An 11972-nucleotide genomic window follows, 5' to 3' on the forward strand; every position below is an offset into this window, starting at 1 on the left:
ACGATTAGTCATACTTGCTGGCCGTGACGGGGTGGGAGGGTGGGTGGTTTCCCCAAAAGCCCTTACCTACCTCCCGGATGAACGACACGGCTCGAATCCCGGAGCCCGAAGCCCGGCCCTCGGGACCCGAAGCTCAAGCGTCGGCCTCGAGCCCTTCCCCGTACCCCCGAACGAGTGAATGAGCGGCTCCGCGGCGCTCGGACTCCGAGATTCGAGACCCGAGCGCCGGAGCGGCAGTCGCACCACCGCGACGGCATCGCAGTGAACTCGCCGTCGCCTGACCGTCCTCGCCCAGCGCCCGAGCCGCGACCTACCTACGCTTCAAGACGCGCCAGTCACGGCCCGGCTTCGGGATCTTCGCCTCGTCTGCGGCCTGGCGGTCCTCGTCCTGGATGACTTCACCGATGATGACCTGGCCCCCGACCGGCTTGGCGAGTTCCAGGCCGGAGAGGTGCGCCTTGAGCCTTCTGGACATGGGGCGGAAGGTCGCAAAGGTGAGCCCGCCGGACACGGCGGCCCCGACGAGGGGAATCGCCTTCGAGACGGACTTGGCGAAGGTCTGCTTCGTCATCTCGACGCCGAGGTACTGGGCGACCTTCTTCACGATGGGATAGACGACACCCTTGGTCAGCGCCTGCTGGGGCAGCTTCTTGGCCACCTGCTCGGAGATCATCCCCGCCACCTTCCCCACGGCTGCATTCGCGGACTGGGTCCCGAACATCACTCCGAAGAAGAGCGTGAGCACGCTTTTGGTGGCGTCATCGAGGTCGTCGTTGTCGGTGGAGAACAGATCGGGCCAGCTGTAGAGGTAGGCGAGCTTCTGCGCGACGCGCAGCATGTGGCCGACGTACTGGGCCAGATCGGCCGGCACTGTGGCGGGCATGGCGATGAATCCGGGAATCCCGGCAGCCGCGGAGAGCGCGCTCACCTTGGCGGTCTCGTAGCGAATGGACTCGTTGGCCACCTTGTCCAGAACGTCGAGAGGGATACCCGCCGCCGCGGGGGTCTCTTCGATCGCCCTGCGCACATCGTCTTCCGGGCAATGACGCGCCAGCGCCGTCCGGAGGTACGCCCCCCTGTCGACCCGCACACCCGGAAGCCTTGCCGCGCTAGCCAGAAGGGCGGAGAAACGCGACTCCGGGTTCTCGCTCACTTGTCCCGTGACCATGCCAGGAACGTACAGCAGGCGGGTGCGTGCTGATGCAGCTCAGGCAGAACCGGTATGGCGAGGCTGAGTTCACGTGACAGGCCGGTACGTCCCGGACGTGGCGGAGCCCGGGAGTCGTATCCAGCTCCCGGGCCCCTGGGGTTGCCACCCAATTGCGCTTGCCAGCGCCGTTTAAGAGTGCGGATCAGTCGTCATACCGTCGCGTTCTGCCTTTGAACTACCGCGCCGCGGAGAGGCGCAGGCCGGATTCGAACCAGCATTCAACGGTGTTCGTCCGTACTCGGTCGATCTGGCAATCGGCGGCGATACTGAAGCTGGAGCGAGAGTCTGAGATTGATCGCGGCTGCCTCTGCCATGTTGGGCCACCCCGGCAGGTGGTGCCGGGGGGAGGACTCGAACCTCCACCGTTACCGCGTCTTCAGGCTGAACGTCAGTTTCAGCTTGCGCTCATCACACGGGGCGGACCTCAATTCCGCCTCGTGCAGGGTGTGCAGCCCTCACGCCATTGCGCGCGAGGGCGTTCTTGGGGGTGCCGCCTCACGTCCGGCGTCAGCCGAACAGGTAGCCGAACACCGCGTCTCCGACCCGCCGGTCGGTGACCTCGGCGCCGTTGGCCTCCTCGCGGGCGAACTTCACCGCGTGCTGGAGCTTCTCGACCCGCTCCAGCAGTTCGTTCACCCGTCGCGCCGGGAGGGCTCCGGAGAACTTCACGGTCGTCCAGTACCCGATGGGCACGTCCTCGTAGTACACGTCGACCTGCGCCGGGTGCTTGTCGGTCGCCTCGGCCTTGACGTGGTTGCGCGGGACCTTCTTCGTCCGGATCGTGCGGACCGGGTCGGTCTTCCACAGGTCCGTCGAGGGGTCGAGCGACCAGGACTCGGAGGCGTCCAGGACGGGGAGCTTCTTGACGAAGGTGTGGAGGTCGGTGAGCTGCTTCTCCAGGAAGAGGAGATAGCTGACCGGGACTTCGCTCACGACCGTACGACCGTCGACGGTGACGTCCGCGCGGGCCGAGCAGTTCGCCCAGTCCTTCGTCGCGGTCACGTCGAACAGCCGGGTCAGCGACGCGGACATCTCACGCAGCGCCTCCTCGGCCTTGATCTGCACCCGTGCGGACTCGGGCGGAAGCTGCTCGCCCTCTTCGTCCTTCGGCTGGTACGTACGCGAGATGCCCGCCAGCAGCGCCGGCTTCTGCACCTTGTGATGGGCCGCGGTGATGTCCTGGAGCGACTTGCTCTTGACACCCTTCTCCACGGCGATGATCTGGTTGAGCTTCGTCACTTCGCCCCCTTCGAGTGACAGAAACGTACCGCACCCACGTTCGATCAGCCGTGTGAATTTCCGCTGCTGGCACCCCGGTTCGTACTGCGGGCCAGCCGGAGGCCGAGGTCGTCGATGGCGAACGTGGGGTGGCTGCGGCGGCGCACCGTGGCGCCGCAGCCGCGTTCCGGCTCGGCCCAGCCTCCGCCGCGGAAGGTGCGGTACTCGCCGTAGGCCTCCGCGTCGTAGAGGTCCCAGCACCACTCCCAGACATTGCCCAGCATGTCGTGCAGGCCCCAGGCGTTGGGGGCCTTGGCGCCGGTCTCGCGGACGCGGCCGCCGGAGTTGCCCTCGTACCAGGCGATGGTGTCGATCTCGCCGTAGCGGTAGCCGCTGGTCCCCGCCTTGCAGGCGTACTGCCACTCCGCCTCGGTGGGCAGGCGGTAGCCGTCGGAGTCCGGGTCGCGGAGCACCTCGCCGGTGCGGGGGTCGCGGGAGTAGACCGGGGCGAGGCCGGCCCGGGCCGAGAAGCGGTTGCACAGGTCGACGGCGTCCAGCCAGCTGACGTCCGTCACGGGCAGGGCGCCGGCGTCGGCGGGTCCGGGCGGCTCGCCCGTGAGGGCGCGGTGCTGCGCCACGGTCACGGGGTGGCGGCCGAGCAGGAACGGCTCGACCTGCTCCTGCCAGCGCGCACCCCGGCGGTCGTCCCGCAGATCCACGGTGCCGGCCGGGATCCGGACCATGCCGGGGGCGCTCTCGTCGTCGGTGGGCGTGTGCACGCGGTGGGGCTCCCGTCAGCCGAGGATGCGGAGGGGCGCACCGTCGAGGTAGGCGCGGATGTCCTCGACCGCGTCCCCGTAGTACGCCGCGTAGTTGGCCTGCGACACATAGCCCAGGTGGGGCGTGGCGAGGAGGCGGGGCGCGCCGCGCATCGGGTGGCCGGCCGGGAGCGGCTCGACCTCGAACACGTCGACGCCCGCCCCCGCGATGGCTCCTCTGCGCAGTACGTCGAGCAGCGCGTCCTGGTCGACGATCGCCGCCCGCGAGGTGTTGACCAGATAGGCCCCGGGCCGCATCAGCCCGAGCTCCTTCGCGCCCAGCAGCCCGCGCGTGCGCTCGCTCAGCACCAGGTGGACGGAGACGAAGTCGCTGGTCTCCAGCAGCTCCTCCTTGGACGCGGCGAGGCTCGCCCCGGCCTCCTCGGCCCGCTCAGGGGTCAGGTTCTCGCTCCAGGCCACCACGTCCATGCCGAAGGCGCGGCCGACCGCGGCGACCCTGCTGCCGATCTTGCCGAGTCCGAGGATGCCGAGCCTGCGTCCGTGCAGATCGGCTCCGACGGTGGACTGCCAGGGGCCACCCTCACGCAGGGAGTTGGCCTCGGTCACGATTCCGCGCGCCAGTCCGAGCAGCAGGGCCCAGGTCAGCTCGACGGGCGGGGTGGCCGTGCTGGCGGTGCCGCAGACGGTGACCCCGTGGCGTTCGGCGGCGGCGTAGTCGATGGACGTGTTGCGCATGCCGGAGGCGACGATCAGACGGAGCCTGGGCAGCCGCTCGATCAGCGTCGCGGGAAACGGCACGCGCTCCCTGAGGGTGACGACCAGGTCGAACTCGGCCAGCCGATCGGCCAGTTCGTCCTCCGTGGCACAGTGCTCGGTGAAGCTGACCACGTCGATGTCGTCGGCGACGGGTGACCAGTCGGCGGCGGTGGCCGCCACGGACTGGTAGTCGTCGAGCACGGCACAGCGGAGTTTCACGGTGTCTTCCCCTTCGGCGGCACGGCGTCGGCGCGGCGGTGCTGCCGCAGCGCACTGCGGCAGCACCGGGAAATCTACCGGCCGTGTCCCGGGCTCATACGTCCAGCCATGCCTCCGCGTTCCGCGCGACGTCGTAGATCCGCTCCACCTGCGTGAGGGTGAACACGCCGGTCAGCGGGGTGAGCGCGGAGAGCTGGCGCTCCCGGCAGACGCGGATGCCGTCCGGGGTGGCGACCACCTCCAGCGCGGTGACCCCGGTGAAGACCAGCACGGTCTGCACGGGTACGTCGAAGGCGCAGTACGCCTCCAGCGCCGCCCGCGCCCGGCGGGCGTCCGGGCTGCCGTCGAGTGCGTACGGCTGCGGGTCGCCCTCGTCGAGCCGCAGGGTGCCGTCGCCGACCCGTACCGACGCCCCGGGGCGGTGGTCGGTGCGCACGGCGAACACCCCGCCGGGCCCGATCAGCAGGTGCCCGATCTCCGCGCCGTCCGGCAGGGGCACGGAGTGCAGGACCCTCCAGCCGTGCCGGGTGAGCCGCTTGAGCTCGGCCCCGACCCGCCGCTCCCCCGCGAGGGCGCCGCGCCGGGGATCACCGTCCTTGTGCCGCCGCAGCGCCCCGGTGGCCGCCCGTACGAGCGCCCCGGTGCCGCCCTCGCCGAGCTGTTCCCGGAGCCCGGCCCCCGGCCGCCGCGACGCCAGGTCACTGCCGGGCGTCAGCGCGGCCAGCACCCCGGGCCGCCTGCGCCGCACCGTCTCCGGGGCGGGAGCGGGAGCCTCTGCGGCACCCGGAGCCGGAGCCGGAGCAGGGGCGGGAGCAGGGGCGGAAGCAGCAACCGGATCCGGTACGGGCGCCCGCTGCGGCGCCGCGACCGGTTCGGGTGCCGGCTCCGGGCCCCGCACGCGCTCCGGATCCGGCGGCGGCACCGATTTCCGTACAACTGCCGTGTCCTGCCCGGACTGCGACTGCGACTCCGGCTCCGGCTCCGGCTCCGGCGGTGCCGGTTTCCGTACGGCCGCCGTGTCCGGCCCGGCGCTCCGCTTCCGCATCCCCCGCATCGGCGGGATCCGCGGGACCGGCGGCGGGACGGGCGGGGCCGGGTGTCCGGCCGGGGCGTCCTCGCCGACGAGCGCCGGCAGGTCCGGGACCTGGCGCGCGAGTGCGTCGGCCACGGCGTCGCGGTACCGCGGGTGCAGGACCGTGATCGTGCCGCTGCCCCGGTCCGCCCAGCCGATCGCGGTGCCGTCCGGCAGATTCACGTAGAGCCGGTCGTGCCCGAAGAGCTGCCATGACGTGACCTTGAGATCCTGCATCGTGCCCCCTCTGTTCACACCTCCGGCATCCTTGCTCCCCCAGCCTGTACGGCGGGTCGGCCCCCGCACAGGGCGCAGAGCGGGCGCGCGGAGTCGGGAGCACGGCGTTCCGGAGCAGTCCGGGCCCTGTGTGCCCCGGACTGCCCCGGCGCCCCGGTCAGGCCAGGGGGAGACCCGGCGCCGGATAGGCGTCCATCATCGTCCGCACTTCTTCCCTCACCTTGGAAACGGTCGATTCATCACCTGTACGAGCGGCGTCGACCACGAGATCGATCCACTGGGCGACCGCCCCCATCTCGGAGGACGGGATGCCCCGGGAGGTCAGGGCGGGGGTGCCGATCCGGATGCCGGACGGGTCGAAGGGCTTACGGGGGTCGTACGGGACGGTGTTGTAGTTGACGACGATGCCGGCCCGGTCGAGCGCCTTGGCCGCGACCTTCCCGGAGACACCCTTGCCCGTGAGGTCGGCGAGCAGCAGATGGTTGTCCGTACCGCCGGAGACGAGGTCGAAGCCGCGCGCGGCCAACTCCTCGCCCAGCGCACGGGCGTTGGCGACGACCTGATGGGCGTACACGGCGAAGTCCGCCCCGGCCGCCTCCTTCAGCGCGACCGCGATGGCCGCGGTGGTCTGGTTGTGCGGGCCGCCCTGGAGACCGGGGAAGACGGCGCGGTCGACGGCCCTGGCGTGCTCGGCCCGGGTCAGCAGCATCGCGCCGCGCGGCCCGCGCAGGGTCTTGTGGGTGGTGGTGGACACGACATCGGCGTACGGGGCGGGCGAGGGGTGCGCGCCGCCGGCGATCAGCCCCGCGATGTGGGCGACATCGGCCACCAGCACCGCGCCCACCTCGCGGGCGATCTCCGCGAAGCCGGCGAAGTCGATGACCCGGGGCACAGCCGTCCCACCGCAGAAGATCAGCTTGGGGCGCTCGGCACGCGCCAGGTCGCGCACCTCGTCGAGGTCGATGCGCCCGGTGTCGCGCCGTACGCCGTACCGCACGCCCCGGAACCACGTACCGGTGGCAGAGACGCCCCAGCCGTGGGTGAGGTGCCCGCCCATCGGCAGCGACATCCCGAGGACGGTGTCACCGGGCTCCAGGAACGCCATGTAGACGGCGAGGTTGGCCGGGGAGCCGGAGTAGGGCTGGACGTTGGCGTGGTCCATCCCGAACAGCGCCTTGGCCCGCTCGACGGCGAGGGTCTCCACCTGGTCGATGACCTGCTGGCCCTCGTAGTAGCGCTTTCCGGGATAGCCCTCGGAGTACTTGTTCTGCAGGACGGTGCCGGACGCCTCCAGCACGGCGGCCGACACGTAGTTCTCACTGGGGATCAGGCGCAGGGTGTCCGCCTGGAGCCGCTCCTCGGCGTCCACCAGGGCGGCGAGTTCGGGATCGGCCCCTGCCAGGGCGGGACGTGCCTGAGCAGGACGACGGGCATCGGACGGCTGTACGGCCACGGGGTTCCTCCCGGGTCGGTCGCACGGGGGCGACATGGACCCGGATTGCCCAGGCGGACGGCCCTCCGGCGATGACGCCCCGGGCACGCCCGGAGTGTGCCGCTCCCTCGTGGTCGGTTCCACGGAGCACCCTGCCGGGCACGCGCCAGTCGCGGCACTCGGCACTGTACTGCGGGGCGGCCCGTTCCGTCACGACACCAGGACACGCGCCGCGCGCGGCTTCCCGGCCGGCGCGGAGGGGAATCGGGCGGGGAGGCGGACCGGGCGCGCGGCGCACAGGCCGCGGGGGGAGCGGACCAGGCGCCCCTCAGGCCGAGGTGCGCTTCCGTGTGCCGCCGGACGACTTCTTCGCGGCGCTCTTCTTCGCAGCGGTCTTCTTCGCCGGGGCCTTCGTGGACGCGGGCTCCTTCGCTGCGGCCTTCTTCGCGGGCGCCTTCTTGGCGGGGGCCTTCTTCGCCGTCGTCTTCTCGGCGCTCGCGCTCTTCCTCGCGGCGCCCTTCTTCTCGGCCGTCCCCTTCTCCCCCGTCTTCTTCTTCTTCGAAGGAGCCCGCTTCGAGGCCGAGCCCCCGGACTTCCTCCCGCCCCGGCCGGACCCGATGGGATGAACGTCCGCGACCTCGCCCTCCTCCCGGTGGGACTCCCCATGGGACTCCCCCTCGGATTCCCCGTGGGACTCCTTCGCCGCCCGCACGCTGTTCTCCAGCGCCGCCATCAGGTCGATCACCTTGCCCTCGGGCTTCTCCGCCTCCTCCTCCGCCACCGGCTCGCCCGCCGCCTTCGCCGCGACCAGTTCCTCGACCGCCTCGCGGTAGTCGTCGTGGAGCGTGTCCATGTCGGCGTCGCCGAGGGTGTTCATCAGCGCGTCCGCCAGGTCCAGTTCCGCGTCGCGGACCTTGACGTCGGCGTCCGGGGCGACACCCTCCGGGGCGCGGATCTCGTCCGGCCAGAGCAGGGCGTGCATCGCGATCACGTCGTCGGAGACCCGGAGCATGCCCAGCCGTTCCCGGCCCCGCAGCGCGTACTTCGCGACGGCGACCTTGCCGCTGCGTCTGAGGGCCTCGCGCAGCAGGGCGTACGGCTTGGCGGCGGGCACGCCGTTGGCCTCGAGGTAGTACGCGGAGTCCAGCTGGAGGGGGTCGATCGCCGACGCCGGTACGAACCCCTCGATCTCGATCGTCTTGGCGGTGGGGAGCGGGAGCGAGGCCAGGTCCTCGTCGGTCACCGGGATCACCGTGCCGTCGGCGTCCTCGTACGCCTTGACGGTCTCGGAGGCGGGCACCTCCTCCTCGTCCAGCTCACAGACCTTGCGGTAGCGGATCCGGCCCCCGTCCTCCAGGTGGATCTGCCGGAAGGAGATCGCGTGGTTCTCCGTGGCGTTCATCAGCTTGACCGGGATGCTGACCAGACCGAACGAGATGGAGCCGTTCCAGATGGACCTCACCGTTCACCCCTTACGACCGCCATGGCAGCATTCATCCGATTTCATGTGATTCTTATCGTATGACGCCGATCACAGAGGTGGAGGGGCGGCGCCTGGCGCTCAGCAATCTCGACAAGGTTCTGTACCCGGCCACCGGGACGACCAAGGGCGAGGTGCTGCACTACTACGCGGCCACGGCGGCGGACGCGATGCTGCCGCACCTGCGCGACCGTCCGCTGTCCTTCCTCCGGTACCCGGACGGCCCGGAGGGGCTGCGCTTCTTCACCAAGAATCCGCCGCCCGGTACACCCGACTGGGTGCGCACGGCCCCGGTGCCCCGCAGTGACGACCCCGGCGCCCGGCAGGTGCTCGCCCAGGACCTGCCCTCGCTGATGTGGGCGGCGAACCTGGTGGTGGAGTTCCACACCCACCAGTGGCGTCAGGACTCCCCCGCCGTGGCCGACCGGATGGTGTTCGACCTGGACCCCGGGCCGCCGGCGAGCGTCGTCGAGTGCTGCGCGGTCGCCCTCTGGCTGCGGGACCGGCTGGCGGCGGACGGGCTGTCCTCGTACGGGAAGACCTCCGGTTCCAAGGGGCTGCATCTGCTCGTCCCCCTGGAGCCCACCCCCTCCGAGGACGTGACGGCCTTCGCGAAGCGGCTGGCCATGGAGGCGCAGGACGCGCTGCCCGAGCTGGTCGTGCACCGGATGACGCGGGCGCTGCGCCCCGGGAAGGTGTTCGTGGATTTCAGCCAGAACGCCGCCGCGAAGACCACCGCCGCCCCGTACACCCTGCGGGCGAAGGAGAGCCCGACCGTCTCCGCGCCCGTCACCTGGGACGAGATCGAGGCCTGCGGGGCGCAGGACGACCTCGTCTTCCTCGCCGGGGACATGGCCGCGCGGCTGGAGCGGTACGGCGATCTCCTCGCCCCGCTGACCGATCCGGACCAGGCCCGGCCGCTGCCCGGGGGCTGAGCGGGGCGGAGGGTACAGGGCCCGCACAGCCCCTACACAGCCCTGGGCCGGCGCGTCGAGGAAAGGCCGCAAGTGGAGGGTGGATCGTCGTAGGCGTGGTGCACACTCTGCGCAGACGCTGCTTCGCGGGCACGGTTCCGGCCGCGTCCGGGGCGTAGAAGGAAGACACGGGGAGGGTGTGGCGTGTTCACGGGGATCGACGAGGTCGACTGGGCCTCGATGGAGCATGCCTACGGCCCGGCCGACGATGTGCCGGGGCTCCTGTACGGACTCGCCTCCGCCGATCCGGCGGAGCGGGAGAGCGCGCTCGACGGGATGTACGGCGCGGTGCACCACCAGGGCGATGTGTACGCCTGCACGCTCGCGTGCATCCCGTTCCTCTTCGAGCTGGCCGTGGACCCGGGGATACGGGACCGGGGCGGGATAGTCGAGCTGCTCACCAGCATCGGCGGCATCGATCTGGACGAGGACGACGAGAGCGAGCTCGACGAGGACGAGATCGAGGGCGTGGCGAACTACGCGATGGCCGCGGCCGCCGTCTCCGCGGGTTCGTCGGTCTTCTTCGAGCTGGTCGCGGACGAGGACCCGGGGGTGCGGCTCGCCGCGCCGCTGGCCCTGGCGACCCTGCACGGCCGGCCGGGCCGGGTGCTCGAACTGCTGCGGGAGCGGCTGCCGGCGGAGGCCGACGACGAGGTGCGGCTCGCGCTCGTCGAGGCGGCGGGCCGGATCGCCCTGCGCCACCGGCCGCTGGCGGGACAGGCGGCGGACTGGCTGAGCCGGCTCGCCGCGGAGGCCTATCCGCCCGGGCTGCGGCTCGCGGCCCTCGCCCAGCTGGCCCGCTGCGCCCCGGACGCGCTGCCCGGAGATGTCGTACGGGTGGTGTCGGGCCTGCTGCGGGAGCTGCGCTCGCGGCCCTGCCGGCCGGAGCCGTCCGCCGCGCAGGCGCAGGGCGGCGACGACACCGCGGCGGACCGGGCGGCCTCGCCGACGCTGGTGGGTCAGCTGCGGGAGCTGTCGGCGGAGGACTCCGCGGGACGCAGCACCCCCTGGGCCGCCGATCTGCTGCGGACGCTGCACGTCGGCCTGGACGACCGGGTGGAGGACCGTACGGCGCTGCTGACGGACCAGCTGTGCAGCCCGGACCCCTGGCAGCGCCTCGACGCCGTACGGATGAGCGGGGGGCTGATCCGGGCCTGGCGCGGTTCGTACGAGGGGCTGGTGCGGCTGGTCGGCGCCCAGCTCACCGATCCGGAGCCACGGCTCGCGGAGGCCGCCTCACATGTGCTGGAGGAGCTGTTCGGCCTGGCGGCACCGGCGGCCGACGCCCTGGCCGCGCGGGTGGCGTCGGATCCCGGGGCGTGGGTCAGGGAGTGGGCGAGCGGGCCGCCGGGCCTGGGCTCGGCGGTGAAGGCGCTGGCCCGGCTGGGCGACGCCCGGGTGCTGCCCGCGCTGGAGCAGGCCCTGGAGCGGCCGGAGGTGCCGCACGACGTGGGGTTCGCGATCCGCTGCCTCGGTGACGCGGCGGCCCCCCTCGCGGGGACGCTGCGGCGCAGGCTCGGCGAGGTCGGCCTGGACGAGAGCGCGTACGACCGGGCGAGCCCGCTGCTCGCCGGGCTGACGGCGCTGCGCGCGGGCGAGGCCGCTCCGGAGGTGCTGCGGGTGCTGCGGGGGGCACCCGAGTACCGGGGCGAGTGGCTGCGTACGGCGGCCCTGCGGGCGCTGGGGTCGTTCGGGCCCGCCGCCCGCTGCGCCGTCCCCGAGCTGCGGCGGCTGATGCTGCGGCCCGGGGCGGCGACGGAGGCGGCCCAGGCGCTGTGGGCGGTCACGGGCGACGCCGAGGCGGTGCTCCCGGTGCTGGCCGAGGGGCTGCGGGCGGAGCAGGTGCACGACTGCCGGGCCGCGGCGAGCGCGCTGGGCGGGCTGGGGAGGCGAGCCGAGGCGGTGGCGCCTCGGCTGCGGGCCCTGCTGGCGCACGAGGAGCTGTGGCTCCGCGTGGACGCGGCGATCGCGCTCTGGGAGGTCTCGGGGCGGACCGGCGAGTCCGTGCCGGTGCTCCTCGCCGCCTGGGAGAAGAACCGTCACGTCAGGGTCCGGGTCGCGGAATGCCTGGCGCGGATGGGGCCTGCTGGTGCAGGGTCGGACGCGGCACAGGTGCTGCGTGCCGAGCTCCTCTCCGTCCGCCGCCACAACGCGATGGACGGCGGATACGGCAGTCACGACACTCATGAGGACGAGAAGCTCCTGGCGCTCTGCCGACGGGCGCTTCCGGGAGACACGGGGAAAGGAACCTCATCATGATCATTTTTGGTACGCGCGGCTATCTCTACCAGCTGGCCGTCCTGACGATGGTGTGCGGCTGGTGCGGCAATCCCGCCGCGCACACCCTGCGCAAGCGGGTCACCAAGTTCACGCTGTTCTTCGTACCGCTGTTCCCGTTCTCGACGAAGTACGCGACGCAGTGCACCTTCTGCGGCGGGGAGCGGCAGATACCGAAGGAGCAGGCCGACCAGCTGCTGGCGCAGGCCCAGGGCGGGCAGGACGGCAATCCGTACGGCGCCGCGCAGCAGCAGCCGGGCTACGCGCCTCCCGGCGGCCAGAACCCGTACCAGCGCTGAAGCGTCCCGGGGGCACCGG

10 protein-coding genes are annotated in these 11972 nt (G+C 72.0%); 3 read left to right on the forward strand and 7 right to left on the reverse strand.

Features of this window, described 5'->3' with window-relative positions:
- Positions 1 to 310: 310 nt before the first annotated feature.
- From JKV81_RS18675 to ku, 7 genes are all read right to left on the reverse strand, one after another.
- Complete coding sequence (locus JKV81_RS18675; protein ID WP_129265435.1) at positions 311 to 1168, reverse strand: hypothetical protein; 858 nt, start codon at positions 1166 to 1168, stop codon at positions 311 to 313.
- 549 nt (positions 1169 to 1717) lie between these two features.
- A complete protein-coding gene (locus JKV81_RS18680) occupies positions 1718 to 2449 on the reverse strand; it encodes a DUF7873 family protein (RefSeq protein ID WP_129265434.1) in 732 nt (243 codons plus the stop codon).
- Positions 2450 to 2493: 44 nt separating this feature from the next.
- Positions 2494 to 3207 carry a formylglycine-generating enzyme family protein gene (locus tag JKV81_RS18685; RefSeq protein ID WP_505016567.1) on the reverse strand — a complete coding sequence of 238 codons (714 nt, stop codon included), beginning with the start codon at positions 3205 to 3207 and terminating at the stop codon, positions 2494 to 2496.
- A gap of 15 nt (positions 3208 to 3222) precedes the next feature.
- Positions 3223 to 4182 (reverse strand): D-2-hydroxyacid dehydrogenase family protein, encoded by a 960-nt coding sequence (locus JKV81_RS18690; RefSeq protein ID WP_202076872.1) that lies wholly within the window; start codon positions 4180 to 4182, stop codon positions 3223 to 3225.
- Positions 4183 to 4276: 94 nt separating this feature from the next.
- Complete coding sequence (locus JKV81_RS18695; protein WP_202076873.1) at positions 4277 to 5491, reverse strand: nuclease-related domain-containing protein; 1215 nt, start codon at positions 5489 to 5491, stop codon at positions 4277 to 4279.
- 157 nt (positions 5492 to 5648) lie between these two features.
- Positions 5649 to 6944 carry a serine hydroxymethyltransferase gene (gene glyA / locus JKV81_RS18700; protein ID WP_307820571.1) on the reverse strand — a complete coding sequence of 432 codons (1296 nt, stop codon included), beginning with the start codon at positions 6942 to 6944 and terminating at the stop codon, positions 5649 to 5651.
- A 307-nt stretch (positions 6945 to 7251) separates the two neighbouring features.
- Positions 7252 to 8385 carry a non-homologous end joining protein Ku gene (gene ku, locus JKV81_RS18705; RefSeq protein WP_129265430.1) on the reverse strand — a complete coding sequence of 378 codons (1134 nt, stop codon included), beginning with the start codon at positions 8383 to 8385 and terminating at the stop codon, positions 7252 to 7254.
- 59 nt (positions 8386 to 8444) lie between these two features.
- Here ku and ligD point away from each other — a divergent pair, with 59 nt between their 5' ends.
- From ligD to JKV81_RS18720, 3 genes are all read left to right on the forward strand, one after another.
- On the forward strand, positions 8445 to 9338 hold the full coding sequence (gene ligD, locus JKV81_RS18710) for a non-homologous end-joining DNA ligase (protein ID WP_129265429.1): 894 nt from the start codon (positions 8445 to 8447) through the stop codon (positions 9336 to 9338).
- A gap of 183 nt (positions 9339 to 9521) precedes the next feature.
- Positions 9522 to 11636 (forward strand): HEAT repeat domain-containing protein, encoded by a 2115-nt coding sequence (locus tag JKV81_RS18715; RefSeq protein WP_129265428.1) that lies wholly within the window; start codon positions 9522 to 9524, stop codon positions 11634 to 11636.
- Complete coding sequence (locus JKV81_RS18720; protein WP_099174493.1) at positions 11633 to 11953, forward strand: zinc ribbon domain-containing protein; 321 nt, start codon at positions 11633 to 11635, stop codon at positions 11951 to 11953. The genes JKV81_RS18715 and JKV81_RS18720 overlap by 4 nt, the downstream gene beginning before the upstream one ends.
- Positions 11954 to 11972: the final 19 nt, after the last annotated feature.

This window comes from Streptomyces silvae, from assembly GCF_016745505.1.
Lineage (GTDB): Bacteria > Actinomycetota > Actinomycetes > Streptomycetales > Streptomycetaceae > Streptomyces > Streptomyces silvae.